At 65.7% G+C, this 26,148-nt stretch carries 27 protein-coding genes; 10 read left to right on the top strand and 17 right to left on the bottom strand.

The window, feature by feature from the left end:
• Nucleotides 1–155 precede the first annotated feature (155 nt).
• Together LDJ84_RS29060 and LDJ84_RS29055 are read left to right on the top strand one after the other, a co-directional pair.
• Entirely contained in the window at nucleotides 156–428 is a 273-nt protein-coding gene (locus LDJ84_RS29060) for an HU family DNA-binding protein (protein ID WP_017520695.1), read from the top strand.
• A gap of 135 nt (nucleotides 429–563) precedes the next feature.
• The gene (locus LDJ84_RS29055) at nucleotides 564–965 is read left to right on the top strand and encodes a hypothetical protein (RefSeq protein ID WP_024762049.1); all 402 of its coding nucleotides are present in this window, start codon (nucleotides 564–566) and stop codon (nucleotides 963–965) included.
• Between the two features lie 61 nt (nucleotides 966–1,026).
• On the opposite strand, the gene LDJ84_RS29050 is transcribed toward LDJ84_RS29055, so the two are convergent.
• The 3 genes from LDJ84_RS29050 to LDJ84_RS29040 form a co-directional block, all read right to left on the bottom strand.
• Nucleotides 1,027–2,433 carry an aminoacyl-tRNA deacylase and HDOD domain-containing protein gene (locus LDJ84_RS29050; RefSeq protein ID WP_024762050.1) on the bottom strand — a complete coding sequence of 469 codons (1,407 nt, stop codon included), beginning with the start codon at nucleotides 2,431–2,433 and terminating at the stop codon, nucleotides 1,027–1,029.
• Between the two features lie 91 nt (nucleotides 2,434–2,524).
• Nucleotides 2,525–4,600, bottom strand: a complete 2,076-nt coding sequence (recG, locus tag LDJ84_RS29045; RefSeq protein ID WP_024762051.1) for an ATP-dependent DNA helicase RecG — start codon at nucleotides 4,598–4,600, stop codon at nucleotides 2,525–2,527.
• On the bottom strand, nucleotides 4,597–5,529 hold the full coding sequence (locus LDJ84_RS29040) for a hydrogen peroxide-inducible genes activator (RefSeq protein WP_037016754.1): 933 nt from the start codon (nucleotides 5,527–5,529) through the stop codon (nucleotides 4,597–4,599). Before LDJ84_RS29040 ends, recG begins: the two co-directional genes overlap by 4 nt.
• A 95-nt stretch (nucleotides 5,530–5,624) precedes the next feature.
• On the opposite strand from LDJ84_RS29040, the gene LDJ84_RS29035 reads away from it, so the two are divergent.
• The 3 genes from LDJ84_RS29035 to LDJ84_RS29025 all read left to right on the top strand — a co-directional run bounded on the left by LDJ84_RS29035 (nucleotide 5,625) and on the right by LDJ84_RS29025 (nucleotide 7,984).
• Nucleotides 5,625–6,494: an NAD-dependent epimerase/dehydratase family protein gene (locus tag LDJ84_RS29035; RefSeq protein WP_024762052.1), complete on the top strand. Its 870-nt coding sequence runs from the start codon at nucleotides 5,625–5,627 to the stop codon at nucleotides 6,492–6,494.
• A complete protein-coding gene (locus LDJ84_RS29030; RefSeq protein ID WP_024762053.1) occupies nucleotides 6,494–7,294 on the top strand; it encodes an AraC family transcriptional regulator in 801 nt (266 codons plus the stop codon). Before LDJ84_RS29035 ends, LDJ84_RS29030 begins: the two co-directional genes overlap by 1 nt.
• A 66-nt stretch (nucleotides 7,295–7,360) precedes the next feature.
• The gene (locus LDJ84_RS29025; RefSeq protein ID WP_226045653.1) at nucleotides 7,361–7,984 is read left to right on the top strand and encodes a LysE family translocator; all 624 of its coding nucleotides are present in this window, start codon (nucleotides 7,361–7,363) and stop codon (nucleotides 7,982–7,984) included.
• Nucleotides 7,985–8,009: 25 nt separating this feature from the next.
• Here LDJ84_RS29025 and LDJ84_RS29020 read toward each other — a convergent pair whose 3' ends face one another.
• From LDJ84_RS29020 to LDJ84_RS28995, 6 genes are all read right to left on the bottom strand, one after another.
• A complete protein-coding gene (locus LDJ84_RS29020; protein WP_024762055.1) occupies nucleotides 8,010–8,744 on the bottom strand; it encodes a hypothetical protein in 735 nt (244 codons plus the stop codon).
• Between the two features lie 324 nt (nucleotides 8,745–9,068).
• Complete coding sequence (locus LDJ84_RS29015) at nucleotides 9,069–9,449, bottom strand: RidA family protein (RefSeq protein WP_024762056.1); 381 nt, start codon at nucleotides 9,447–9,449, stop codon at nucleotides 9,069–9,071.
• Nucleotides 9,450–9,469: 20 nt separating this feature from the next.
• Complete coding sequence (gene spoT, locus LDJ84_RS29010; protein WP_169890255.1) at nucleotides 9,470–11,578, bottom strand: bifunctional GTP diphosphokinase/guanosine-3',5'-bis pyrophosphate 3'-pyrophosphohydrolase; 2,109 nt, start codon at nucleotides 11,576–11,578, stop codon at nucleotides 9,470–9,472.
• Between the two features lie 60 nt (nucleotides 11,579–11,638).
• The gene (gene rpoZ / locus LDJ84_RS29005) at nucleotides 11,639–11,905 is read right to left on the bottom strand and encodes a DNA-directed RNA polymerase subunit omega (RefSeq protein WP_024762058.1); all 267 of its coding nucleotides are present in this window, start codon (nucleotides 11,903–11,905) and stop codon (nucleotides 11,639–11,641) included.
• 101 nt (nucleotides 11,906–12,006) lie between these two features.
• Nucleotides 12,007–12,618, bottom strand: a complete 612-nt coding sequence (gene gmk, locus LDJ84_RS29000; RefSeq protein WP_226045652.1) for a guanylate kinase — start codon at nucleotides 12,616–12,618, stop codon at nucleotides 12,007–12,009.
• Between the two features lie 46 nt (nucleotides 12,619–12,664).
• Nucleotides 12,665–13,528, bottom strand: a complete 864-nt coding sequence (locus LDJ84_RS28995) for a YicC/YloC family endoribonuclease (protein ID WP_226045651.1) — start codon at nucleotides 13,526–13,528, stop codon at nucleotides 12,665–12,667.
• A gap of 166 nt (nucleotides 13,529–13,694) precedes the next feature.
• Between LDJ84_RS28995 and rph the strand changes: the two genes are divergently transcribed.
• Together rph and LDJ84_RS28985 are read left to right on the top strand one after the other, a co-directional pair.
• A complete protein-coding gene (gene rph, locus LDJ84_RS28990) occupies nucleotides 13,695–14,414 on the top strand; it encodes a ribonuclease PH (protein WP_226045650.1) in 720 nt (239 codons plus the stop codon).
• A 35-nt stretch (nucleotides 14,415–14,449) separates the two neighbouring features.
• Complete coding sequence (locus LDJ84_RS28985) at nucleotides 14,450–14,821, top strand: DUF4870 domain-containing protein (RefSeq protein WP_024762061.1); 372 nt, start codon at nucleotides 14,450–14,452, stop codon at nucleotides 14,819–14,821.
• Nucleotides 14,822–14,897: 76 nt separating this feature from the next.
• Here LDJ84_RS28985 and LDJ84_RS28980 read toward each other — a convergent pair whose 3' ends face one another.
• Nucleotides 14,898–15,677, bottom strand: a complete 780-nt coding sequence (locus LDJ84_RS28980; protein ID WP_037009721.1) for an exodeoxyribonuclease III — start codon at nucleotides 15,675–15,677, stop codon at nucleotides 14,898–14,900.
• A gap of 81 nt (nucleotides 15,678–15,758) precedes the next feature.
• Here LDJ84_RS28980 and pyrE point away from each other — a divergent pair, with 81 nt between their 5' ends.
• Nucleotides 15,759–16,400 carry an orotate phosphoribosyltransferase gene (gene pyrE / locus LDJ84_RS28975; RefSeq protein ID WP_024762062.1) on the top strand — a complete coding sequence of 214 codons (642 nt, stop codon included), beginning with the start codon at nucleotides 15,759–15,761 and terminating at the stop codon, nucleotides 16,398–16,400.
• A gap of 20 nt (nucleotides 16,401–16,420) precedes the next feature.
• The gene (locus LDJ84_RS28970) at nucleotides 16,421–17,041 is read left to right on the top strand and encodes a hypothetical protein (RefSeq protein WP_024762063.1); all 621 of its coding nucleotides are present in this window, start codon (nucleotides 16,421–16,423) and stop codon (nucleotides 17,039–17,041) included.
• A 17-nt stretch (nucleotides 17,042–17,058) separates the two neighbouring features.
• Here LDJ84_RS28970 and LDJ84_RS28965 read toward each other — a convergent pair whose 3' ends face one another.
• The 5 genes from LDJ84_RS28965 to coaBC all read right to left on the bottom strand — a co-directional run bounded on the left by LDJ84_RS28965 (nucleotide 17,059) and on the right by coaBC (nucleotide 22,880).
• Nucleotides 17,059–17,505, bottom strand: coding sequence for an acyl-CoA thioesterase (locus LDJ84_RS28965; RefSeq protein WP_226045649.1), 447 nt, complete (start codon nucleotides 17,503–17,505; stop codon nucleotides 17,059–17,061).
• A 112-nt stretch (nucleotides 17,506–17,617) separates the two neighbouring features.
• Nucleotides 17,618–18,523, bottom strand: a complete 906-nt coding sequence (argB, locus tag LDJ84_RS28960) for an acetylglutamate kinase (protein WP_024762065.1) — start codon at nucleotides 18,521–18,523, stop codon at nucleotides 17,618–17,620.
• 20 nt (nucleotides 18,524–18,543) lie between these two features.
• On the bottom strand, nucleotides 18,544–21,168 hold the full coding sequence (locus LDJ84_RS28955) for a phosphomannomutase/phosphoglucomutase (RefSeq protein WP_065085353.1): 2,625 nt from the start codon (nucleotides 21,166–21,168) through the stop codon (nucleotides 18,544–18,546).
• A gap of 40 nt (nucleotides 21,169–21,208) precedes the next feature.
• Nucleotides 21,209–21,664 (bottom strand): dUTP diphosphatase, encoded by a 456-nt coding sequence (gene dut / locus LDJ84_RS28950; RefSeq protein ID WP_024762067.1) that lies wholly within the window; start codon nucleotides 21,662–21,664, stop codon nucleotides 21,209–21,211.
• Nucleotides 21,665–21,671: 7 nt separating this feature from the next.
• A complete protein-coding gene (coaBC, locus tag LDJ84_RS28945) occupies nucleotides 21,672–22,880 on the bottom strand; it encodes a bifunctional phosphopantothenoylcysteine decarboxylase/phosphopantothenate--cysteine ligase CoaBC (RefSeq protein WP_024762068.1) in 1,209 nt (402 codons plus the stop codon).
• A 140-nt stretch (nucleotides 22,881–23,020) separates the two neighbouring features.
• On the opposite strand from coaBC, the gene radC reads away from it, so the two are divergent.
• The gene (gene radC, locus LDJ84_RS28940) at nucleotides 23,021–23,695 is read left to right on the top strand and encodes a RadC family protein (protein ID WP_024762069.1); all 675 of its coding nucleotides are present in this window, start codon (nucleotides 23,021–23,023) and stop codon (nucleotides 23,693–23,695) included.
• On the opposite strand, the gene LDJ84_RS28935 is transcribed toward radC, so the two are convergent.
• Nucleotides 23,669–24,250, bottom strand: coding sequence for a DUF2867 domain-containing protein (locus LDJ84_RS28935; protein ID WP_226045648.1), 582 nt, complete (start codon nucleotides 24,248–24,250; stop codon nucleotides 23,669–23,671). The two genes, radC and LDJ84_RS28935, sit on opposite strands and share 27 nt — an antisense overlap.
• Nucleotides 24,247–25,818, bottom strand: a complete 1,572-nt coding sequence (locus tag LDJ84_RS28930) for an ABC transporter substrate-binding protein (protein ID WP_226045647.1) — start codon at nucleotides 25,816–25,818, stop codon at nucleotides 24,247–24,249. The genes LDJ84_RS28935 and LDJ84_RS28930 overlap by 4 nt, the downstream gene beginning before the upstream one ends.
• Nucleotides 25,819–26,148: the final 330 nt, after the last annotated feature.

Raw genomic sequence — 26,148 nt, 5'->3', positions numbered from 1 at the left:
CAAATTGTCAGACGATACTGGCGTACCAGCTTTCGGCGTGCCATTCTCCCCCCGTCTGCCGCAGCCTAGAGCCTGTACGGCAAGGCTGCGGTGCCTTGGGCGCTGTTGGGAAGACAGCACGGACACAACAACAACAAACCGTCAAAGAGGCATTTATGCGTAAACCAGAACTCGCCGCCGCGATCGCCGAGAAGGCCGACCTCACCAAAGAACAAGCCAACAAGGTGCTGAACGCGCTGCTGGATGAAATCACTGGCGCGCTCAACCGCAAGGACAGCGTTACCCTTGTCGGTTTCGGTACCTTCGTTCAGCGCCACCGTGGCGCCCGTACCGGCAAGAACCCGCAGACCGGCCAACCGGTCAAGATCAAAGCCAGCAATACCGTTGCCTTCAAACCGGGCAAGGCGCTCAAAGACGCAGTCAACTGATCGTCTCAAGCCCGGAGCCAGAGCGGCTCCGGGTTGCTTCCTGCGGTTACATAATCCCTCCAAAAGACCGGATGTAGTCCGTTTTGAAACTGGCTACAATGCGCAGACTTTTGTCTCGAACGTCGAGGTTTGTGCATGAAATTCCGTCTTCTCCTGTGGATGCTCGGTCGCCTGATGGCCAAGGCCAGCCGCGAAAACCCGGCATTCCAGAAGCAGCTCGAAGGCAAGGACCTGGTGTTCCAGCTCCACACCCTCGACGGCAAGGTCGCCCGCCACTACATCGTCAAGGACCTCAAGGTCAGTGCCCGCCGCGGCACGCACCCCAGCCCTGCCTTCGCGCTCGGTTTCAAGGACGGCGCCTACGGCTTCGCCACCATGACCTCGAAGAACCCGCAGTTGGCGTTCATGCAGGGCATCCAGAACAAGGACATCCAGATCCAGGGCAACCCCGGCCTGGTGATCTGGTTCCAGGGCCTGGTGAAGTACCTGAAACCGAAGAAGAAGGCCGCACCGGCGAGCGACAAGAAAGCCGCCTGAGGCGCTTTCTTGCGGACAGAAAAAAGGCCCCTGATGGGGCCTTTTGCATTGGCGCCGGCTTTCAGTGCCCCGGGTTGAACTGGTTGGCCAGCTCGCGCAGAACGGCTTCGGCATCGAGTACCTTGCGCACGGCGTCCTCGGCCTTTTCACGCGGGATGTCCAGGCGATCGAGCAGGTCCTGCGGGATATCGCTCTCCGGGCCGCTGCCGATGCCGTGGTTGCGCAGCAGGCGGGTCGCCAGGCACACCAGGTTGGCGTAGGCCGAGCAGTCGCCGGCATAAGATGGGTCGTGCTGGAAGCGCAGCGCGGTGTAGATCTCTTCCGGCATGTCCCAGGTGCGCATCAGCCAGGCGCCGATCTGCTCGCGGGTGATGCCCAGCAGGTGCTGCTCGACGAGGTTGTGCTCGACGTGCGGGTTCACTTCCAGGTGCCGGCAGATCAGCGAGAAATGCGGTGGGAAGATGTGCGCCAGGACCAGGTAGCCGATGCTGTGCAGCAGGCCGCCGAGGTAGGTCAGGCCGGCTTCCGGGCGTTCTGCGCGGGGCACGGCGCGGGTCAGGCCCTCGATCACCGCGGCGGTGTAGATCGCCTGGTGCCAGTAGGGCGTGGCGTGCTGCGGCTGGTCCTTGGGCAGGCTCAGGGTCTTGCCCAGGGCCAGGCCCAGGGCGAGGTTGATCACCAGGTCGAAGCCCAGCACGCGGACGATGGCGTCTTCCACCGAGCGGATCTTGCCGGGTGCGGCGTAGTAGGGCGAGGCCGCCCAACTGACCACCTGCGCGGCGAGTGCCGGGTCGGTTTCCACCACGCCGGTGATGTCGTCCACCGTGGCGTTGGGATCGACGCGCAGCTTGATGATCTTCTGCGCGGTTTCCGGCAGCGGCGGAATCTCGATGGTTTCTTCCAGGCGCTGCTGGATGCGGCGGGCGGTGAACGCCTGCACGGCCTGGGTGATTTCCTTGCGGTCGTCGTCCGGGCGGTCCAGGTTCGGCCGGATCGAGTCCAGCAGCACGCCGAAGCGCGCCGCGCTGGCTTTCTCCAGCAGGCTGCGGAAGGACGCCGTAGGAATCTCCAGCAGGGTGCCCGGCGTGCCGGATTCGATCAGCAGCTGGGGCTCCTGCAGCAGGCGCTCGTCATACAGGCACGGCGAACTGGTCAGCGGTGGCAATGCCGGCAGGCGGCCGAGCTGATGCTTGCCGAGCATGCGCTCCAAGCGATCGGGCTTGACCGCCACCAGCTTGCGCCCGGTGAGTTCGGCGAGGCGATTGAGGTCCAGCAGTTGGCTCTGGGGGAACAGCACCAGCAGGGTGCCGACCGCATCCTCCAGCAGGCTGGCCTGCACCCGACGCGCAGCGGAAAGCGTGCTGCCGTCGTTCACCTCGCGAGAGGGAATGCCCAGCTTGGCGAGCAGCTGCAGGATGACCTCGGGGGCCTGCGAGGAGTCGGATGGGGCGAGTGCGGCATCGCTCATGAATGTGATCCGGTTATCAACGGCTGGGTCGGAGTATAACCACGCAGTCAGCGTGACCGAGCGGTCAACTGACCGATGAGAGTGAAATACATCACACTTGTCCGTATTGCTGCCCGTGTCGCAGCCAGCGCGCCAGCAATGGGCTGACCGATTGCGGCCAGTGCGCCAGCAGGGCTTGGGCGGCATCGCGTACTGCGGGCAGCAGGTCGGCGTCGCGCATCAGGTCGGCGACCTTGAATTGCAGCAGGCCGGTCTGGCGGGTGCCGAGCATTTCGCCGGGGCCGCGCAGCTCCAGGTCCTTCTCGGCGATGATGAAGCCGTCGCAGGTCTCGCGCATGATCCCCAGGCGCTCGCGGCCGATCTGTGACAGCGGCGGGTGGTAGAGCAGCACGCAGTGGCTCGCCGCACTGCCCCGGCCGACGCGCCCGCGCAGCTGGTGCAGCTGGGCCAGGCCCAGGCGCTCGGGGTTCTCGATGATCATCAGGCTGGCGTTGGGCACGTCCACGCCGACCTCGATCACCGTGGTCGCCACCAGCAGCTGCAGCAGGCCTTCCTTGAAGGCTTCCATGACCACGGCCTTGTCCGCCGGCTTCATGCGCCCGTGGATCAGGCCCACGCGCAATTCGCCCAGCGCCGAGGAGAGTTCCTCGTAGGTGGTTTCCGCGGCCTGGCAGGTCAGTTCTTCGGATTCTTCGATCAGCGTGCACACCCAGTAGGCCTGACGACCTTCAGCGCAGGCGGCGCGAACCCGCTCGATCACTTCGATGCGGCGGCTGTCGGCCACCAGCACGGTGTTCACCGGCGTGCGGCCGGGCGGCAGCTCGTCGAGGATCGAGGTGTCCAGGTCGGCGTAGGCGCTCATCGCCAGGGTTCGTGGGATCGGTGTGGCGGTCATGATCAGCTGGTGCGGGCAGAGCCGTCCGTCCACGCCTTTCTGGCGCAGGGCGAGGCGCTGCTGCACGCCGAAGCGGTGCTGCTCGTCGATGATCACCAGGGCCAGGCGCTTGAACTTCACTTCGTCCTGGAACAGCGCGTGGGTGCCGACGATCATCGGCGCGCCGCCGGCGATCTGCTCCAGCGCACTGGCGCGGGCCTTGCCCTTGAGCTTGCCGGCCAGCCAGGCGACTTCGATGCCCAGCGGCTGCAGCCACTTGGTGAAGTTGAGGAAGTGCTGCTCGGCAAGGATCTCGGTGGGCGCCATCAGCGCCACCTGGTAGCCGGCCTCCAGTGCTTGCAGGGCGGCGAGGGCGGCGACCACGGTCTTGCCAGCACCCACGTCGCCTTGTACCAGGCGCAGCATCGGCTCGGGCTGGGCGAGGTCGTAGGCGATCTCCGCACCGACCCGCTGCTGCGCGCCGGTGGGCTTGAAGCCGAGGTTCTTCAGGTACAGCGCCGGCAGTCGCTTGGCCGGTGGCAGCTGCGGCGCGGCCTGGGAGCGCACGCTCTCGCGCAGGCGTTGCAGCGACAGCTGGTGGGTCAGCAGTTCCTCGAAGGCCAGGCGGTGCTGCGCCCAGTGGCGGCCTTCGGCGAGCTCTTCCAGATCGGCGTCCGGCGGCGGCCGATGCAGGTAGCGGATGGCTTCGTCCAGCGGGCCCAGGCGGTAGTCGCGGGCCAGCTCCGCCGGCAGCCAGTCCGGCAGGCTCGACGGGCCGAGGCGCGCCAGGGTCTGCTCGCTCAGCTGGCGCAGACGCTGCTGGGTAAGGCCTTCGGTGGTCGGGTAGATCGGTGTCAGCGTCTGCTCCACCGGCGCCGCGACGGCGTCGGTGAGCGAGCGGTATTCGGGGTGGTAGATCTCCAGGCCCGATGCGCCGGGGCGCGCCTCGCCGTAGCAGCGCAGGTGCGTGCCGCGCTTGAGGTTTTCCTTCTGCGCCTGGCTGAAGTGATAGAAGCGCAGGCTCAGCGTGCCGGTGCCGTCCTGCAGGCGCACCAATAAACTGCGACGCTTGCCCATCACCACGTCGGCGCCGGAGACCACGCCTTCGACCACCGCATCCTGCCCCGGGCGCAGCGCGCCGATGGGCGTGATGCGGGTGCGGTCCTGGTAGCGCAGCGGCAGGTGGAAGAGGATGTCCTGGAGGTTCTCCAGGCCGACCTTCGCCAGCTTCTCCTCCAGCGCGGCGCCTACGCCCTTGAGCGCGGTGACCGGGACGTTAGACAGATCGGTCATGCCGGCTCGGCTTCACCCTTGACGGTCGGCTTGGCGACCGAACAGAGGCGGATCGAGTCGGCCAGCACCTCTATCGCTCGCGGCCGCGGGAAGCTGGCGCGCCAGGCGATGGCGACGGTACGGAAGGGCACTGGCGCGCTGAACGGACGCACTTCCAGCACGCCCGGCGCGTAGTGGTGGCTGTCCACGGCGGAGAACGGCAGCACCGACACGCCCAGGCCGGAGGCGACCATGTGGCGGATGGTTTCCAGCGAGCTGGATTCCACCGTGGTGTGCTTGTTCTCGCTGCCCTTGTGGGTCGTCGGGCAGGCTTCGAGCACCTGGTCGCGGAAGCAGTGGCCTTCGCCGAGCAGCAGCAGGCTCTTGTCGTTGAGCAGCTCCGGGTCGATGGTCTTCTTCGCGGTCCATTGGTGGTCCGCCGGCATCAGCACGTAGAAGGGCTCGTCGAACAGCTGCAGGGTCAGCACGTCGGCTTCCTGGAACGGCAGGGCGATGATGATCGCGTCCAGCTCGCCGGTGCGCAGCTTGTCGCGCAGGATGTGGGTGAAGTTTTCCTCGATGTACAGCGGCATCTGCGGAGCGACCCGATGCAGCTGCGGGATCAGGTGCGGGAACAGGTACGGGCCGATGGTGTAGATGGCGCCGACCTTGAGCGGCGAGGTCAACTGGTTCTTGCCGGCCTGGGCCAGTTCGCGGATGCCCTGGGCCTGTTCCAGCACCTTCTGCGCCTGCGCCACGATGCCTTCGCCGACCGGGGTCAGGCGCACCGCACTCTTGCTGCGCTCGAAGATCAGCACGCCGAGCTCGTCTTCCAGCTTCTTCACGCCCACCGACAGGGTCGGCTGGCTGACATGGCAGCGCTCCGCGGCGCGGCCGAAGTGTTGCTCCTGGGCAAGCGTGACGATGTAGCGCAGTTCGGTCAGGGTCATGGCGACTAAATCCGTTGAGGTGGCCCAAGCATAGCGGCTGCACCGCCGCGAACCAACCGCGCTAAACTGCCGAGCTTTGATTCGCGGAGCCAAGCATGAGCAAGAGCACCTTCCCGAGCCTGATGATCGTCGGTTGCGGCGATGTCGGCAGCCGCCTGGGGCGTCAACTGGCCGCGCAGGACTGGCGCGTCCATGGCCTGCGTCGCAACGTCGCCGCGCTGCCGCTGGAAGTGCTGCCGGTGGCAGGTGACCTGGCCCAGCTCGAATGCCCCGATACCTGGCCGGTCGGCAGCCTGGATTACCTGGTGTACTGCGCCGCCGCGACCCAGCATGACGAGGCTGGTTATCGTGCCGCCTATGTCGAAGGCCTGCGCAATACCCTCGGTTGGCTCAAGCAGCGCGGGCAGACGCCCAAGCGCCTGCTGTTCGTTTCCAGCAGCGGCGTGTATGCCCAGCGCAATGGCGAGTGGATCGACGAGACCTCGCCGGCCGAGGCCGAAAGCTATTCCGGCAGCGTGATGCTCGAAGCCGAGCAGGTGGCGCTGCAGAGCGGCATTCCCGCCAGCGTCGTGCGTCTCACCGGCATCTACGGCCCCGGCCGCGAGTGGCTGCTCAAGCAGGTGCGCGAGGGCTACCGCGTAGCCAGCGAGCCGCCGCTGTACGCCAACCGCATTCACGCCGAGGACTGTGCCGGCCTGCTGGCGCATCTGCTGGAGGCCGATCGCCAAGGTGTTGCGCTGGAAGACTGCTACCTCGGCGTCGACAACGACCCCGCTGCATTGCATGACGTGGTCGCCTGGCTGCGCTCGCACCTTGGCGTGACCCACTGGGCCGACGAGCAGACCGTGCGCCGCGCCGGCAGCAAGCGCTGCAGCAATGCTCGCGCCCGTGCGCTGGGCTGGGAGCCGCGTTACCCGAGCTTCCGCGAAGGCTACGCGGCGATTCTCGCGGGCAAGCAGGACTGATGGACGCCAACCGGCTGCTGGTGCGCCCCTGGTTGCCGGGGGTGGAGTTGTTCCACGCGGACTTCTCCGGCCAGCCGTTCGGGCGTCATAGCCACGATGCCTTCGCCATCGGCGCCATCCTGCACGGCGCTGGCGGCTACCAGTGCCGTGGCGCGCACCACGTGCTGCCGGCCGGCACCCTGTCGCTGATGAACCCGGAGGAGCCACATACCGGCAATGCCGAGTCCGAGCGTCTGGTCTACCGCATGCTCTACATCGAGGAGTCGCGCCTGCTCCCGCTGCTGGGCCGCAAGCAGTTGCCGCGCGGCTTCCAGGCGCTCAATCCGAACGATGACGGGCAGGTGGCGGAAGCGCTGCGGCGTGTGGCCAGCGAGTTCGAACGCAACGATGCGCTGGCGCTGGAAAGCGAACTGCTGGCGCTGCTGGAGTTGGTGTTCGTCCGCCACGGTGGCATGCGCCCGACGGCCTCGGCCGCGCGCGATGGCAGTGCCACCACAAAGCTGCGGGATTATCTGGAGGCGCATTACCGCGAGGCAGTCAGCCTCGAAGAACTCGCCACGCTGTTGCAGCGCCATCCGCGCCACCTGATCGAAGCCTTCCGCAACGCCTACGGCGTGCCGCCGCATACCTATCTGCTGCAGCGACGCATCCGCGAGGCCAAGCGCCTGCTGGTGGCTGGCGAGAAGCCGCTGGATGTCGCGCTCACCCTGGGCTTCTACGACCAGGCGCATCTTTCCGGCACCTTCCGCCGCTTCACTGGCGTCACTCCCGGACGTTTCCTGCGCGCCACGCGCACCTGAGTTTCTTCCAAGACTCCACGAGGTCGGTCCTTTCAGACTGCGCGACGCCGCATTCGGGAGATCGCCATGTTCGCCGCCTTCGCGCTGGTTGCCAGCACTCACTTCGCCGCCCTGCTGTCGCCGGGGCCGGATTTCTTCCTGCTGATTCGCGCTGCGCTTTTGCGCGGCAGGCGCCATGCAGACGGCTGCGCAGCGGGCATCTCCCTGGCCAATCTGGCCAGCATGCTGCTGGTGTTGTTCGTCCTCGGCCTGCTGCCGGAGGTGGCGAGCCATGGGCTGCGCGTCGTGCAATTGCTGGGAGGTGGCTATTTCGTCTGGCTCGGTACGCAGGCTCTGCTGGCGCGGCGGAAGCTGGAGATTCCCACAGCCGGCGGCAACCACAAGGCGGGCGGCTTCCTGCGGGGAGTGCGCGAGGGGTTCCTGGCCAGCAGCCTGAATCCCAAGCTGCCGATCTTCTATGCCGGGCTGTTCGGCGTACTCGGGCAGTTCCACCTGCCCGCCTGGGCACTGGGGGCCTGCGTGCTGTGGATGGGCGCGGTGGTACTGCTGTGGGACATGGCGCTGGTGCGCCTGCTGGATCGCCCGCGCTGGCGCGGCTGGCTGAAGCGTCGGGTGACGGCGCTGGACAGGATCTGCGGGGGATTGCTGCTGGCGCTGGGCGGCTGGCTGCTGTGGAGCGGGCTGCGCTGATGCTGTCAGCCCGTCCGCTTGCGGATCAGTCGCGCTCCAGGGTCCAGACCTTGTTGCCCGGCGCGTAGCTGGGCATTTCATCGGCCTGGGCGCGATTTACCGCCTCGAACAGCTCCAGCTTGTCGCCGTCACGCTCGAACAGATACTCGCGGCCTTGCTGGCCCTGTTGCAGCCAGATGCTGTCGTTGTCGCCGCTCATGGCCGCGCAGTCGCCGGCCAGGCACAGCGCGTAGCGGTCGAAGCCCGGCATGCCTTCGAGGCTGCCGTTGGAGAGGAACTTGACCTTGCTGCCCTTGCCTTCGCCTTCCTCGATGATCCAGGTGCCGTTGAGGTAGGCCGCATACAGGGCGTTCTCGAAGGTGCTGCCGGCCGATGCCTGCGTCGCGGGCTGCTCCTTGGGACGCAGGAAGCGCTGTTCGGGCCAGTTGTCGCTGCCTACCTGCACCAGTTCCTTGCCGTCCAGCTCCAGGGATTCCTGGTTGCTGCCGTAGAACTCCACGCGGTAGTGCTTGGGATCGGTCTGGGTAAGCTGCCCTTCGCCCAGCTCGAAGCCGTTGCTGAAGGTCGCCTGGCTGGCCTTGGTGTCCAGCTTCCATTCCAGGTTCGGGCCGTAGGCCAGCAGCGCCTCGCGCAGCTTGCCACCTTTGCCGGCAGCATCGATGGCGGCCTGGTTGACCCAGACGCCGGAAGGGTCGGACGGGGTGCCGGCGCAGCCAGTAAGCAGGCCGATCAGAGCGCTCAGGATCAGGGCGCGACGCATGTTTGCTCCTTGCAGACAAAGGAACGGGGAAAGGGTCTGATGACGTTTCGTCGTGAACCGCGTTGCCGCGTCAAATCACGCCAGGCTAGACGCGGGGCGACGGTAATGGCGCTCCCTTACCTAGCCCCGCAACGACGCATGGCGTGATTTGACGCGCAACCCGAAGGAGCGGGCCGCATTTTGCGCAGCGCTTCGTTACTCATCGTTCATTTGGAGTGACCAAACCACACGATTCGCGCCTCACCCTGCGCAAAATGCGGCTCCGTCGCGGCCACGTCGAAACGACATCAGACCCTCCGGGGCCCCGTAGGTGTTTCGTAGCGCTTATTCCAGGACGACGATGGCGTCCATCTCGACCTGCGCGCCCTTGGGCAGTGCGGCGACGCCAATGGCGGCACGGGCCGGGTAGGGCTGGGTGAAGTACTTGCCCATGATCTCGTTGACCTTGGCGAAGTGCGAGAGGTCGGTGAGGAAGATGTTCAGCTTGGCGACGTCGTGCAGGTAGCCGCCGGAAGCCTCGATGACGGCTTTCAGGTTCTCGAAGACCTGGACGGTCTGCTCTTCGAAGCCCTCGACCAGTTCCATGGTTTTCGGGTCCAGCGGGATCTGACCGGAGACATAGACGGTGTTGCCGGCCTTGATCGCCTGGGAGTAGGTACCGATGGCGGCCGGAGCTTTGTCGGTGTGGATAACGGTCTTGGTCATGTCGACTCCTTAGGGTGGGATCAGCTGCGCATGCGGGTGATGCGGATCACGCCCTTGAGCGCGCGCAGCTTCTTGATGACGCGGGCCAGGTGCACACGGTCATGCACGCTGACGACGAGCTGGACCACGCTGATGCGGCCGTCGCGCTCGTCCATGCTGATCTTCTCGATGTTGCCGTCGGCGGCGTTGACGCTGGTCGCCAGCAGGGCGATCAGGCCGCGCTGGTGTTCCAGTTCGACGCGCAATTCGACGTTGAATTCGCCGGTGACATCCTTGGCCCAGCTGAGCTGGATGCATTTTTCCGGGTTGTGGCGAATCTCGCTGATGTTCCGGCAGTTCTCCAGATGCACGACCATGCCCTTGCCGGCGGACAGGTGGCCGACGATCGGGTCTCCCGGGATCGGTGTGCAGCACTTGGCGTAGCTGAGCACCAGGCCCTCGGTGCCGCGAATCGCCAGCGGACCTTCGGCGCTGGGCGCTTCCTCGCCTTCGCTGGACAGCAGGCGGCGCGCGACTACGTAAGCCATGCGGTTGCCCAGGCCGATCTCTTCGAGCAGGTCCTCGAAGACTTCCATGCGGTATTCGGCGAGCACGCCCTGGATGCGTTCCTGCGGGATCTTCTCCAGGTGGCTGTCGAAGCCGGCCAGGGTCTTGTTCAGCAGGCGCTCGCCGAGGTTGATCGACTCGGAGCGGCGCTGCAGCTTGAGCGCGTGGCGAATGTGCGTGCGCGCCTTGCCGGTGACCACGAAGTTGAGCCAGGCCGGGTTCGGCCGGGTGCCCGGCGCGGTGACGATTTCCACCGTCGCGCCGCTCTGCAGCGGTTCGGACAGCGGCGCCAGGCGGCGGTTGATGCGGCAGGCGATGCAGCTGTTGCCGACGTCGGTGTGCACCGCGTAGGCGAAGTCGACCGCCGTGGAGCCCTTGGGCAGCTCCATGATGCGGCCCTTGGGCGTGAAGACGTAGACCTCGTCCGGGAACAGGTCGATCTTCACGTTCTCGATGAATTCCAGCGAGTTGCCCGCGCGCTGCTGCAGTTCGAGGATGCCCTTCACCCACTGGCGGGCGCGGGCGTGGGTGCCCTTCTGGGCTTCCTCTTCGCTGGACTTGTACAGCCAGTGCGCGGCAATCCCGTGGTTGGCCATCTCTTCCATCTCGCGGGTGCGGATCTGGATCTCGATGGGCACGCCGTGCATGCCGAACAGCGTGGTGTGCAACGACTGGTAGCCGTTGGCCTTGGGAATCGCGATGTAGTCCTTGAAGCGACCGGGGAACGGCTTGTACAGGTTGTGCACGGCGCCGAGCACGCGGTAGCAGGTGTCGACCTTGTCGACGATGACGCGGAAGGCGTAGACGTCCATGATCTCGTTGAACGCCTTGCGCTTGCCGCGCATCTTCTTGTAGATGCTGAACAGGTGCTTCTCGCGGCCCAGGACCTGGCCTTCCATGCCTTCGCGGGCGAGGCAGTTGACCAGCGATTCCTGGATCTTGCCGACGATCTCGCGGCGGTTGCCGCGGGCTTTCTTCACCGCCTGGCGGATGCGCTCGGAGCGCATCGGGTGCATGGCCTTGAAGCCCAGGTCCTCGAACTCCACGCGCATGCTGTGCATGCCCAGCCGGTTGGCGATGGGCGCGTAGATTTCCAGGGTTTCCTTGGCGATGCGCCGGCGTTTCTCGCCCGACAGCACTTCCAGCGTGCGCATGTTGTGCAGGCGGTCGGCCAGCTTCACCAGGATCACGCGGATGTCGCGTGCCATGGCCATGGCCATCTTCTGGAAGTTCTCGGCCTGCGCCTCGGCCTTGGACTCGAAGTTCATCTGGGTCAGCTTGCTGACCCCGTCCACGAGTTCCGAGACGGTCTCGCCAAACTGCGCGGTGAGCGCTTCCTTGGCGATGCCGGTGTCCTCGATCACATCGTGCAGCATGGCCGCCATCAGGCTCTGATGGTCCATGTGCATGTCGGCGAGGATATTGGCGACGGCGAGCGGATGCGTGACGTAGGCTTCGCCGCTGCGGCGGCGCTGCCCGTCATGGGCCTGCTCGGCGTAGTAGTAGGCGCGGCGGACCAGGTTGACCTGATCCGGGCCCAGGTAGCTCGAAAGCCGGTCGGCGAAGGCGTCTATGCTCGGCATGGGTTCACCCCCTGCCGAGCGGCATATCGCGGTGCGCCGATTCGTCGGCCGGACATCGACTTACAGGGCCTCGTTGTTGGCCTCGTCTTCAAAAGCAGCGAACAGCGGCTCTTCTTCAACCACGTCCTCCTGCTGAACGATGTCAGCATCCACCAGACCCGAAGCGATTTCGCGCAGGGCGACAACGGTGGGCTTGTCGTTTTCCCACGGTACCTTGGGCTCTTTGCCGCCGGTAGCCAGCTGGCGCGAACGCTTGGTGGCGAGCATGACCAGCTCGAAACGGTTATCGACGTTGTCCAGGCAGTCTTCAACGGTGACGCGGGCCATGGTGTTCCTCATTACGCAAATGGAGACCCGGAGAAATACCGGGCGGACTGGATAGTCTAAAAAATCGCCAATCTTTATGGAAGTGCCTTTGCTCGCCCGATTCAGGCCAGCAGGCGTTGCAGCAGCTCGGTGTGACGCTTCTGCTGGGCATCCTGGCGCAGCTGGCGGGCGCGGAAGATCGCCTTGAGGTCTTCCAGCGCGTGGGCGAAATCGTCGTTGATCACCAAATGATCGTATTCCACATAGTGGCTCATTTCGCTGACGGCTTCCTGCATGCGCCGCTCGATCACCTCGTCGCTGTCCTGGCCGCGGTTGGTCAGGCGCTGGCGCAGGGCTTCCTGGGTCGGCGGCAGGATGAAGATCGATTGCGCCTGCGGCATCAGCCGGCGTACCTGCTGCGCGCCTTGCCAGTCGATCTCCAGGATCAGGTCGTTGCCTTCGGCGAGGGTCTTTTCCACCCAGCGCTGGGAAGTGCCGTAGAGATTGTCGAAGACCTGCGCGTGCTCGAGGAATTCGTTGCGCTCGAGCATGGCGCGGAAGGTGTCGTGGCCGACGAAGTGGTAATTCACCCCGTCCACTTCGCCCGGGCGCATGCCGCGGGTGGTGTGCGAGACGGAGACGCGCACGCTGGGCATGGCGTCGAGCAGGGCCTTGACCAGGCTGGTCTTGCCGGCACCGGACGGAGCGGAAACGATGTAGAGGGTGCCGGACATGGCGCTTTCCTGGAGTTGCGGTGGATGGGGGCCGGAGGCGTCCGGCTTACTCGATATTCTGGACCTGTTCGCGCATCTGCTCGATCAGCACCTTGAGGTTGACCGCGGCCTGTGTGGAGCGCGGATCGAAAGCCTTCGAACCCAGCGTGTTGGCCTCGCGGTTGAGTTCCTGCATCAGGAAGTCCAGGCGCCGGCCAGCGGCGCCGCCGGCCTTGAGCACGCGGCGCACTTCGGTGACGTGGGTGGTCAGGCGGTCCAGTTCCTCGGCGACATCGCTCTTCTGCGCCAGCAGGACCATTTCCTGCTCCAGGCGCTGCGGGTCGAGCTCGGCTTTCATCTCGGTGAAGCGGTCGAGGATCTTCTGGCGCTGGTTGGCGAGCATCTGTGGCACGAGTTCGCGCAGATTGACCACTTCGTCCTGCATCGCGCTCAGGCGCTCGTCGATGATCTTCGCCAGCTCGGCGCCTTCACGGGCGCGGCCGGCCTTGAGTTCGTCCAGGGCCTGATTGAACGCGGCCAGGGCGCTGGCGTTGAGCGCCTGCGGGTCAGCGGCGTCGCCTACCAGCACGCCCGGCCAGGCCAGCACGGCCAGCGGATCGAGCGGGGCCGGCTGCTGGATCAGGCCGGCAACGGTCTCGGCGGCGGCGACCAGCTGCGCGGCGCGCTCGCGGTCGACCTGCAGCGGCTTGCCGGCGTTCTCCTCGTTGAAGCGCAGGGTGCATTCCACCTTGCCGCGCGACAGTCCCTGGCGCAGGGCCTCGCGCACCGCGCCTTCGAGGTCGCGGAAGGCTTCGGGCAGGCGCAGGTTGGGCTCGAGGTAGCGGTGGTTCACCGAGCGCAGCTCCCAGCTGAGCGTTCCATGGGTGCCGGCGCGCTCGACGCGGGCGAAGGCGGTCATGCTGTGGACCATGGAATTACCTCGCTTGAAGACTGTGGGAAACGGCCGACAGGTCGTCGGAAACCGGCAATTGTACCCCAGCGTGGCGCGCAGCCGCACGCCGGCGGTGGTTGCGCCCGTCCGCTGGCCTCTATAATGGCGGACATTCCCCCGCCAGCAATCTGTACAGGATGCCTCCATGAACCGTCCCAGTGGCCGCGCCGCCGACCAACTGCGCCCGATCCGTATCACCCGCCATTACACCAAGCACGCCGAGGGCTCCGTGCTGGTCGAGTTCGGCGACACCAAGGTGATCTGCACCGTCAGCGCCGAAGCCGGTGTGCCGCGCTTCCTCAAGGGCCAGGGCCAGGGCTGGCTGACCGCCGAGTACGGCATGCTGCCGCGCTCCACCGGCGAGCGTAACCAGCGTGAAGCCGCGCGCGGCAAGCAGGGTGGCCGCACCCTGGAAATCCAGCGCCTGATCGGCCGCTCCCTGCGCGCCGCGCTGGACCTGACCAAGCTGGGCGAGAACACCCTGTACATCGACTGCGATGTGATCCAGGCCGACGGCGGCACCCGCACTGCGTCCATCACCGGCGCCACCGTGGCGGTGATCGACGCGCTGGCCGTGCTGAAGAAGCGCGGTGCCCTCAAGGGCAACCCGCTCAAGCAGATGATTGCCGCCGTTTCCGTGGGCATGTACCAGGGCGAGCCGGTGCTGGACCTGGACTACCTGGAGGATTCCGCCGCCGAGACCGACCTGAACGTGGTCATGACCGATGCCGGCGGCTTCATCGAGGTCCAGGGCACCGCCGAGGGTGCGCCCTTCCAGCCGGCCGAGCTGAATGCCATGCTGGAGCTGGCGCAGCAGGGCCTGCGCGAACTGTTCGAACTGCAGCGCGCCGCGCTGGCGGACTGATCCGCACTCGATACCCAACGGCAAGGAGCGAAAGGATGAGCGACGAAGTACCGGTACAGCAGGTTCAACCGAGCCAGGAAGCCCGCCAGTGGGCGATGTTCTGCCACTTCGCCGCCTTTCTCGGCTTCATCTTTCCCTTCGGCAACCTGCTCGGGCCGCTGATCGTCTGGCAGATCAAGCGTGAATCGGACCCGTTCGTGGACCGCCAGGGCAAAGAGGCGCTGAACTTCCAGATCACCGTGAGCCTCGCGGTGATGGTCAGCTTCCTGCTGATGCTGGTGGTGATCGGCTTCTTCCTGCTGGGGCTGGTGAGTATCGGCGCGCTGGTGCTCACCATCATCGCCGGGATCAAGGCCAACGAAGGGCTGGATTATCGCTATCCCTTCACCTGGCGCCCGATCAAGTAGGGGCTGAACTCCAGGCACGAAAAAGCCGGCTCGAAGCCGGCTTTTTTCTGTCCGCCTCTCGGCGGCACGACGGGGCTCAGATGCTCAGGGTCCAGTCGTAGTCCACGATCAGCGGCGCATGCTGGGAGAAACGCGGCTGGCGCGGCAGCTTGGCGCCGCGCACGAAGCGGCGCAGCCCCGGCGTGAGGATCTGGTAGTCGAAGCGCCAGCCCAGGTTGAGCAGCTCGGCCTGTTCGCTTTCCGGCCACCAGCTGTACTGGTCGCCTTCGCGGTTGACCTCGCGCAGGGCGTCGACGTAGCCCATGGTGCCGAAGATCTCATCCATCCAGCCACGCTCCGGCGCCATGAAGCCGGGCGATTGCTGGCATTCGCGCCAGTTCTTCACGTCCAGCTTCTGGTGCGCGACGTAGAGCGAGCCGCAATAGATGTATTCGCGGCGCTTGCGGCGCTGCTTGTTCATGTACTGGGCGAAATCGTCCATGAACTTGAACTTGTGGTTCAGGTTCTCGTCCCCTTCCTGCCCGGTAGGCAGCAGGAGAGTGGCGATACTCACCTTATCGAAATCGGCTTGCAGGTAGCGCCCGTAACGATCGGCCATCTCGAAACCCAGGCCGCTTATGACAGCCTTGGGTTGCAGACGACTATAGATTGCGACGCCACCCTGACTGGGCACTTCGGCATCGCAGGCGTACAGGAAGTAGCCATCCAGTTGGTAGGACGGGTCATCCAGATCGAAAGCGGAGGCGCGGGTATCCTGCAAGCAGATCACGTCGGCATTCTGGGCTTGCAGCCAACTGAGCAAACCACGCTCGGCTGCAGCCTGAATACCATTCACGTTCACACTGATGATCCGCATAAATGGCCCCCAAAATCACGTGTGTGTATGATACCCGAGCTCAAACGGTTTAGCTAAATTCATACCGGCCGGTTCTCTCCCATGCACGCATATCAACGCGATTTCATCCGCTTCGCCATCGAGCGCGGCGTTCTTCGCTTCGGCGAGTTCACCCTCAAGTCCGGGCGCACCAGTCCGTACTTCTTCAACGCCGGTCTGTTCAATACCGGGGTTGCACTGTCCCAGCTGGGTCGTTTCTACGCCAGCGCGGTGGTCGACAGCGGCATACCTTTCGACGTGTTGTTCGGCCCGGCCTATAAAGGAATCCCGCTGGCGGCCGCTACAGCGATTGCGTTGGCCGAACAGCACGGCCGCGACCTGCCCTGGTGCTTCAACCGCAAGGAAGCCAAGGACCATGGCGAAGGCGGCACGCTGGTCGGCGCGCCGCTGGCCGGCCGCGCGCTGATCATCGATGACGTGATCACCGCCGGCACTGCGATCCGCGAGGTCATGCAGATCATCGACGCCCAGGGTGCCCAGGCAGCCGGCGTGCTGATCGCGCTGAACCGTCAGGAGCGCGGCAAGGGTGAGCTGTCGGCGATCCAGGAAGTTGAACGGGACTTTTCGATTCCGGTCGTCAGCATTGTCTCGCTGGAGCAGGTATTGGAATATCTGGCCGGTGACGGTCAGCTCAAGCAGCATCTCGCGGCTGTCGAGGCTTATCGGGCGCAGTACGGTATCTAACCGCAACCAGGACGTAGGGCATGGCCAAGCAGGGTGCTTTCCGCTACAGGGTGTTGATGGGGCTTCTGGGAGCCATGCTCGCAGGCCAGGTGACGGCTGCCGGGCAGCCGACCAGCCAGGTCGAGATGTACCGTTACGTCAATGACAAGGGCATCACCGTCATCGACCGCCTGGGTGTCCCTCCGCAGTACATCGGCAAGGGCTACCAGGTGCTCAACGACCAGGGCCGGGTCATCCGCGAGGTTCCGCCGGCACCGACCGCCGCCGAGATCGAGCAGCGCAAGGCGGACGCCGCCCGCGCCAGCTCCGATCAGCAGTTGATGCGCATGTATACCAGCGTGGAAGACGTCGACCGTGCCCGCGATCGCAAGCTGGCCGAGCTCGATGGGCTGGCCAGCGTTGCCAAGGGCAACCTGCAGTCGCTGAAGATGCAGCAGGCCAACCTGCAGGCCCGTGCCGCCGACCAGGAGCGCGCCGGTCGCCAGGTGCCGGACGACCTGGTCGCGCAACTGAGCAACCTGCGCGACGATGAACAGCGCCTGCAGCAGGATATCGCCCGCTACCAGCAGTTGCGGATTCAGGCGCAAAGCAGCTTTGCCTCCGATCGGGCGCGCTTCGCCCAGATATCCGGCGGTAATTGACGCGCCGTCCGCCGCGCTCACTGCTGCGGCGAGACGCGCTCGAATTCGTTGATCTTCCCGCGCAGCCAGTCCGGCAGGGGCTGGCTCGTCCGGTCCTCGCCGGCATAGGCGTAGATCAGTTCCCCCAGCGTCAGCAACTGTTCGTCACACCAGATCGACACCTGGAAGGTCAGGCTGCTGCGGCCCAGGCGGCTGGCGCGTACGCCCATTTCCAGCCAGTCGTCGAAGCGTGCCGGCGCCAGATACTCCAGGGTGGTCTTCACCGCGAACAGGTCGCCGCCGCCACGCAGCAGGTCGGCCGGGTAGCTCACGCCCAGGTGGCGGTAGTACTCGGTGGTGGCGACGTCGGCGTAGGTCAGGTAATTGCCGTTGAAGACGATGCCCTGTGGATCGACTTCCGACCAGCGCACGCGCAGGCCGTGGAAGAAGCTGAAGTCATTGCGGGAAACGGGAGACGCGGCCATGTCAGAAGGACTCCTGTAGACCTGTTCGAGGCCGGGCATCCATGGGGCTGAAGCGGCCTGGAACAGGCAAAAAAACACCCGCGAGGATCGCTCCTGGCGGGTGTCGTTGCGATCAGCGCTGCTTGCGGTTGGTGATCAGCGTGCCGACACCGCTGTCGGTGAAGATCTCCAGCAGCACGGCGTTGGGTACGCGGCCATCGATGATGTGCGCGCTGGTCACGCCGCCCTGGACTGCCTCGAGGGCGCAGCGGATCTTCGGCAGCATGCCGCCGTAGATGGTGCCGTCGGCGATCAGCTCGTTGACCTGCTCGGTGGTCAGGCCGGTGAGCACCTGGCCCTGCTTGTCCATCAGGCCGGCGATGTTGGTGAGCAGCATCAGCTTCTCGGCCTTCAGCGCCTCGGCCACCTTGCCGGCCACCAGGTCGGCGTTGATGTTGTAGGACTCGCCGTTGGCGCCTACGCCGATCGGCGCGATGACCGGGATGAAGTCGCCCTGCACCAGCATGTTCAGCAGGTCGACGTTGACCCCGGTGACTTCGCCCACGTGGCCGATGTCGATGATTTCCGGCTTGGTCATTTCCGGCGTCTGGCGGGTGACGGTGAGCTTCTTCGCGCGGATCAGCTCGGCGTCCTTGCCGGTCAGGCCGATGGCGCTGCCGCCATGACGGTTGATCAGATTGACGATGTCCTTGTTCACCTGGCCGCCGAGGACCATCTCCACCACGTCCATGGTCTGCGCGTCGGTGACGCGCATGCCATCGATGAAGTGGCTTTCGATCGACAGGCGGCTGAGCAGGTCGCCGATCTGCGGACCACCACCATGGACCACCACCGGGTTGATACCGACGGCCTTCATCAGCACCACGTCGCGGGCGAAGCTGTTCTTCAGCTCGTCCGTTTCCATGGCGTTGCCGCCATACTTGATCACCAGCGTCTTGCCGACGAACCGGCGGATATAGGGCAGGGCTTCGGCAAGGACGCGGGCAACCTGGGCGGCGTCATCGCGGCTCTGGGTCATGGTGGGCTCCGGCATAGGGGTCAAAATGGCAGGCTGAGGGCGGGGTCGACCGCTTTCAGCTGGGTACGGAACACGTCCTTGATGCGTTCCAGTTCGTCCTGGGAATCCGCCTCGAAGCGCAGCACCAGCACCGGAGTGGTGTTGGACGCGCGAACCAGGCCCCAGCCTTTGGGGTAATCGACACGCACGCCGTCGAGGGTGGTGAGGTTGGCTTCACCCCACTGGCCGCGGGCCTGCAGCGCCTCGATCAGGGCGAACTTGCCCTCGTCGGTGACGGTGATGTTGATTTCCGGGGTGGAGATGTCCATCGGGAACGCGGAGAACACGCGCTCGGCATCGCGCTTGTCCAGGCTGATGATTTCCAGCAGGCGCGCGGCGCTGTAGATGCCGTCGTCGAAGCCGTACCAGCGCTCCTTGAAGAAGATGTGGCCGCTCATCTCGCCGGCGAGCAGGGCGCCGGTTTCCTTCATTTTCTTCTTGATCAGCGAGTGGCCGGTCTTCCACATCACCGGGCGACCGCCGTAGCCGCTGATCAGCGAGATCAGGCGACGGGTGCACTTGACGTCGAAGATGATGTCGGCGCCCGGGTTGCGCGAGACCACGTCCTTGGCGAACAGCATCAGCAGGCGGTCCGGGTAGATGATGGTGCCTTCGTTGGTCACCACGCCCACGCGGTCGCCGTCGCCGTCGAAGGCCAGGCCCAGGTCGGCGCCGGTCTCCTTCACCTTGGCGATCAGGTCTTCCAGGTTCTCCGGCTTGCCCGGATCCGGGTGATGGTTGGGGAAGGTGCCGTCGACATCGCAGTACAGCGGGATCACGGTGCAGCCCAGGGCTTCGATCAGTTGCGGGGCGATCACGCCGGCCACGCCGTTGCCGCAGTCCACCACCACTTTCAGCGGCTTGGCCAGGGCGATGTCGTCGCGAATCTGCTGGAAGTAGCGCGGCAGGATGTCGACCTGCTGCACGCTGCCGACGCCAGAGGCGAGGTCATCGTTCTGGATGCGCTCGCGCAGGGCCTGGATCTGTTCGTTGGCCAGGGTTTCGCCGGCGACGACGATCTTGAAGCCGTTGTAGTCCGGCGGGTTGTGGCTGCCGGTGAGCATCACACCGGATTTGCCTTCCAGGACGTTGGCGGCGTAGTACAGGACCGGGGTGGGCACCATGCCGATGTCGGTGACCTGGCAACCGCAATCGACCAGGCCCTGGATCAACTGCTGGACCAACTCGGGGCCGGACAGGCGGCCGTCGCGGCCGACGGAGACGCACGGCTCGCCGCGCGCCAGGCTTTCGGAACCGATCGCGCGGCCGACCCAGTAGGCGGTCTCGGCGGTCAGGGTATCGCCGACCACGCCACGGATGTCGTAGGCGCGGAAGATGCTGGCGGGCAGTTGCGGGGCTTTTGGCGTGCTCATAGCGGGTGTTTGCTCCAATCCCAGGAGATCCTGGTCTTCATCAAGAATGTCGATGTCCAGAATGTCGGTGTTCTGGAATAGCGGATCGACCAATGGCGATTCGGTGGCAGCGACCGGGGCGCTGGCAGCGGTGGCAGCCGGGATCGGCTGGGCGGGAGCTGCGGGCGCGGAGGGTGCGCTGGCACCGGGTGTTTCGGTCTTGCGGCGTGGCTGGCGGGCCAGCGCCTGAGCCAGCGCCTGCAGACTCGGCAGGCTCAGCTCAGGTGCTTTGGCAGTGCGTTGGCCGGCGAGTTCCTGAACGAACTGCCCCAGGGCCTGTGCATCCTTGCTTACCCGGCGCTGCATCGCACTTTGCGCAAGATAGAGGCCAAGGATACTGCCCACCAGTGCCAGCAAGGCGGCGATACCCAGCAGGGTTGGCGAGTACAGCTGGTCGGTGACGGTCGGGCCGGGGGTGAAGCTCAGCTTCCAGTTCGGATTGCCACTGGGTAGCGCTACCGCAGCGGCGTCGCTGGCCTGCCCGCGTTGCAGCAGCAACTGGGCCGGCGAGTTGCCGAACTGCTGGGAAATCTGCAGCTGGCCGATATCGGCGGACATCGGCGGCAGGTTGCCGAGCAGGCGCTGCAGGTCGACGACCAGCAGCAGGGAGCCCTGGATCGAGTTATCCGCGGCGCGCAGGGCGATGGGGTTGTAGACCAGCCAGCGGGTCCCGACCTTGTAGGCCTCCGGCGCCACGGCCTGGCCGCTTTCGACACGGTGCAGCATATCCAGCGCGGCATAGTTCAGCGGGCCGGGGCGGGCGGTGTCCTGCACAGCCTGACCGTTGGCGTTCAGGTGGACGTCCACCAGCCCATCCAGATGGCCCTGGGTCAGCGCCTTCTCCAGTGCGGCAATGCGCGTCGGGTCATTGCTCTGCAGGGTCGGCAGCAACTGCGGGTCTCCTGCCATGGCGCGGCTGTCGGCGGCCAGCAGATTCAGGGACTGACGCAGCGCGCCGGCCTGGCTTTCCGACCAGGCGTTGCTCAACTGGGTGACGTGAGCCTTGTCGGCCTGGCCGAACAGGCTGAACCACAGCAGCGCGCTGGCCGCCACTACGCCGCCCACGGTAAGGATGAGCGATGGCAGCAGTGGTTTGAGGTCGACCTTGGGGGGCGATCCCCTGACGGGCTTCTCCGCCGGCACGAGTTCCGGCAGGTCGGCGCTGTCCTTGGCAGTGCGTTGGAAAAGTTTCATGCAACGTCTCCTCGGCGATTCATCCTGAAATGGGTAGGGGTCAATGGCTGCCGGAGTGCCCGAAGCCGCCGGCGCCGCGCTGGCTTTCGTCGAAGCTCTCGACCAACTCGAAATGCGCCTGCACTACCGGCACCAGCACCAGCTGGGCGATGCGCTCGCCGATGGCGATCGTGAAAGCGGTATTGCCGCGGTTCCAGCAGGAGACCATCAGCTCGCCCTGGTAGTCCGAGTCGATCAGCCCGACCAGGTTGCCCAGCACGATGCCGTGCTTGTGGCCCAGGCCCGAGCGCGGAAGGATCAGCGCGGCCAGGCCCGGATCGGCGATGTAGATGGACAGGCCGGTGGGGATCAGCACGGTCTGGCCCGGCTCGAGGATGAGGTCTTCCTTGAGCATGGCGCGCAGGTCGAGGCCGGCGGAACCCGGGGTGGCGTACTGCGGCAGCGGGAAGTCGCTGCCCAGGCGGGGATCGAGGATCTTGGCTTGCAGGGAATGCATTGGGTTCTCAGTGTTGATGGATGCGGTCGGCGATGAAGGCGATCAGCTGGCGGGCGATCTTGCCCTTGCTGGTCTGGGCGAATGCAGTCTTGTGCAATTCGCGGTCGATGACCGTGATGGCGTTCTCTTCACTATTGAAGCCGATTGACGGATTTGCCACGTCGTTGGCGACAATCAGGTCGAGATTCTTGTCCTTGAGCTTGCGCGAGGCGTACTCGAGCAGGTTCTCGGTCTCCGCCGCGAAGCCGACGCTGAAGGGCCGGTCCTCGCGCAGCGAGAGGGTGGCGAGGATGTCGGGATTGCGCACCAGCTGCAAGAGCAGGCCATCACCCTTGGTGGGATCTTTCTTCAGCTTCTGCGTTGCGACCAGTTCCGGGCGGTAGTCGGCCACGGCGGCGGAGGCGATCAGGATGTCCGCCGGCATCGCCGCTTCGCAGGCGGCGAGCATGTCGCGGGCGCTGACCACGTCGACGCGGCTCACCCGGTCCGGAGTCGGCAGGTGCACCGGGCCGGTCACCAGGGTCACGCGGGCGCCGGCCTCGGCGGCCGCCTCTGCCAGGGCGAAGCCCATCTTCCCGGAGCTGTGGTTGGTGATGTAGCGCACCGGGTCGATGTTTTCCTGGGTCGGCCCGGCGGTGATCAGGATGTGCTGGCCGGTCAGTGCCTTGAACTCGAAGCAGTCGGCGGCCAGTTGCGCCAGCTCCTCGGCTTCGAGCATGCGCCCGGGGCCGACGTCGCCGCAGGCCTGGCTGCCGGCAGCGGGGCCGAAGAAGTGCAGGCCACGGCTGCGCAGCAACTCGGCGTTGACCTGGGTGGCCGGGTCGCGCCACATGGCCTGGTTCATTGCCGGGGCGAGGGCAACCTGTGCATCGGTGGCCAGTACCAGGGTAGTCAGCAGATCGTTGGCCACGCCCTGGGCCAGACGCGCCATGAGGTCGGCGGTGGCGGGGGCGATCAGGACCAGGTCGGCCCAGCGGGCCAGCTCGATATGCCCCATGGCCGCTTCGGCGGCGGGGTCGAGCAGGTCCAGGTGCACTGGATGACCGGAAAGGGCCTGAAGGGTGAGCGGGGTGATGAACTCGCGGCCGCCCTGGGTCATCACGACACGCACCTCGGCGCCCTGGTCGCGCAACCGGCGGACCAGTTCGGCGCTCTTGTAGGCGGCGATGCCGCCGCCGACGCCCAGAACGATGCGTTTACGATAGAGCCGCTGCATAGGCCAGCCTTAAATACGGAAATGGATGACGCGCGCTGAAGCCGACGACGCCTCCCCAGGCCTCCGGCTGCGCGAAGCGAGGGGGCTAAGATAGCACAGCGCCTGCGCGGGAACAGCGGGCGGCCTGACCGGGAGGTTCCTTGAGTATTCGTGACTGGCCTGCGGCGGAGCGCCCGCGGGAAAAGCTTCTCGAACGGGGCGCGGCGAGCCTGAGCGACGCCGAGTTGCTGGCGATCTTCCTGCGTACCGGCGTGGTCGGCTGCAGTGCCGTCGACCTGGCGCGGCGGCTGCTCAGCGAGTTCGGCAGCCTGCGGGCCCTGCTGGAGGCCGACCTGGAATCGTTCTGCAGTCACCTGGGGCTGGGCGTCGCCAAGTTCGTGCAACTGCAGGCCGTGCTGGAAATTGCCCGGCGCCACCTGGCGGAACAGCTCAGTCGCGATTCGGCGCTGGAAAGCCCCCAGGCCGTGCGTGACTTTCTCAAGGCGCGGTTGCGGCATGAGCACCACGAGGTGTTCGCCTGCCTGTTCATGGACAATCGCCACCGGGTGCTGGACTTCGAAGTGCTGTTCCACGGCTCCATCGACAGCGCCAGCGTCTACCCCCGGCAGATCGTCAAGCGCGCCCTGGCGCACAACGCCGCCGCGCTGATCCTGGCGCACAACCATCCCTCGGGGATCTGCGAGCCGAGCCACTCCGACCGCCTGCTGACCCGCCGCATCATCGAGGCGCTGGCGCTCATCGACGTACGCGTGCTGGATCACTTCATTGTCGGCGACGGCGAGCCGCAATCAATGGCCGAGTTGGGGATGGTCTGAGATGCGCCGCTGGATGTCGCGCAGCAGGCGTCGGCGAATCAGCCCGCTGACCGGGCGGATCGCCAACCAGTAAGGTGTGAACAGCAGGCGGCTGCGGCGGTCCGGGCAGTGCACGCGGGTTTCCGTTCGGACCTGGGTGTAGCCGTCCCGATCCGCTGGCTCGCAGGAAAAGTGCAGCATCAGCCTGGCTGTGCCGGGCTCGGCGAAGCGCCGGAAGGCTTCGCCGTCCGCGCATGAACGCAGGCCGAAGTCGCTGCGCCAGAAGCGTCCAACCAGCCCATAGCCGATTTCCCGGTCGGCGTGGCGACCCAGCAGGGTGAACTCGTGCAGGCCGAAGCGCGGGCGATCAGCCAGCGCGTTTCGTAACCCCAGGCGCAGGGCGAGCCGCGCCGGTGCCTCGCGGATCTGCAGAAAACGCTGTACCAGCGGGTCCTGTTCGGCGGTGAGCTGGGTCACTGCGTCCAGCACCTGGCCGGGTGACGCCCGCATGTTCAGCGTGTGCCGCTCGGAGAACTGGAACTCCGGTAGCAGATGATTGAGCAGGACGTCGCTCAAAGCTGCACCTTGGAGAAATCCTGGCGACCGAAGGGGCTGACTGAATAACCCTTCACGTTCTGGCGGGTGAGCGCCGAGGCGGTCGGGTGTGCCAACGGCAGCCACAGCGCCTGGTCGTGGATGATCTGCTGGGCCTGGTGGTACAGCGCGCTGCGCTTGGTCTGGTCGGCGACTGCCTTGCCCTGGCTGATCAGGCCGTCGAGCTTCTCGTCGCAATAACGGGCGAAGTTGAGGCCGGACTTCACGCTGGCGCAGGAGAATTGCGGGGTGAGGAAGTTGTCCGGGTCGCCGTTGTCGCCGGCCCAGCCCATGAACAGCAGGTCATGCTCGCCGGCCTTGGCGCGGCGGATCAGCTCGCCCCATTCGATCACGCGGATCTCGGCCTGGATGCCGATCTGCGCCAGGTCCGCCTGCAGCAGTTGTGCGCCGACACTGGGATTGGGGTTGAGCAGGCTGCCGGAGGGGCGGGTCCAGAGGGTGGTCTTGAAGCCGTCCTTGTGTCCGGCTTCGGCCAGCAGCGCGCGGGCCTTGTCCAGGTCGCGCGGGTAGCGGGGGATGTCCTTGGCGTAGCTCCAGGTGTTGGGGGGGTAGATGCCGTCGGCGACGGTGGCACTGCCGGCGAACACGCTCTTGAGGTAGGTGCCCTTGTCGAAGGCAAGGTTGATCGCCTGGCGCACCTTGGGGTTGTCCAGCGGCGGGTGCTGGCTGTTGATGCCGACGAACGCGGTCATGAAGGCCGGGGTCTGCTCGACCTTGAGGTCGGCGCTCTTGGTCGCCGCCTCGACGTCCAGGGGCTTGGGCGACAGGGCGATCTGGCATTCGCCGCGCTTGAGCTTCTGCAGGCGCACGCTGGCGTCCGGGGTGATGGCGAACACCAGGTTATCCACAGCCGGCTTGCCGCCGAAGTACTCGGCGTTGGCGCTGTAGCGCACCACGGCGTCCTTCTGGAAGCGCTTGAAGACGAAGGGGCCGGTGCCGATCGGCTGGGAGTTGAGCTTCTCCGGGGTGCCGGCCTTCATCAGCTGGTCGGCGTACTCGGCCGAATAGATTGAGGCGAAGCCCATGCTGAGCATTGCCAGGAAGGTCGCGTCCGGATGGTTGAGGGTGAAGCGCACATGGCCCTCATCGACCCTCTCCACGGCTTTTACCAGGCTCGGCAGCTGCATCGACTGGGCATGGGGGAAGCCGCTCTGCGCGACCTTGTGCCAGGGTTGGGCCGAGTCGAGCATGCGCTGGAAGCTGAACACCACGTCGTCGGCGCTCAGCGTGCGGCTGGGCTTGAAGTAGTCGGTGTGATGGAAGGCTACGCCGTCGCGCAACTGGAAGTCGTAGGTCAGGCCGTCATCGGATACCTTCCAGCTTTCGGCCAGGCTCGGTACTACGGCGCCCTTTGCAGCATCGAAGTCCACCAGGCGATTCATCAGTACGTCGGCCGAGGCGTTGGTGGTGGTCAGCGAGTTGTACTGGACCACGTCGAAGCCTTCGGGGCTGGCTTCGGTGCAGACACTCAGCGAGGCGGCACTGGCGAGGGCGGGAGAAAGAAAGAGGGCGAGAAGGGCAAGACGCATGACGGACTCCGTGTAAGCTGGCAAGATGCCCATCCGCGAGGCTGGGCGGGTCATGCAAGGCTGTTGGCAGCCTCGAAGGAGCTACCCTAGACCAAGCCGCTGCCCGTCACAACGATGACAGGCGACGAACGGCACCAGTGCCGCGGCCCGCGGGGGCTGGCGTCGGCTTTTCCGAGTCATGCTTTCCCTTGCAGCGTGAAGTGACTTTCTGATATAAAGCTGCGCTCTTTTCTGGGGCCCTGCCTGATCCTGCGACTCGATCGCGGCGAAGCGGCAGTTAAGACCCCGGTGAAACTGAGAATCCTATTGAGTTAAGCAGCCAACCCATGC

The sequence above is a fragment of the Pseudomonas sp. HS-18 genome (assembly GCF_020401845.1).
In the GTDB taxonomy this organism is placed as follows: Bacteria; Pseudomonadota; Gammaproteobacteria; order Pseudomonadales; family Pseudomonadaceae; genus Pseudomonas; species Pseudomonas nitroreducens.
This window is presented reverse-complemented; position numbering and strand designations above follow the sequence as displayed.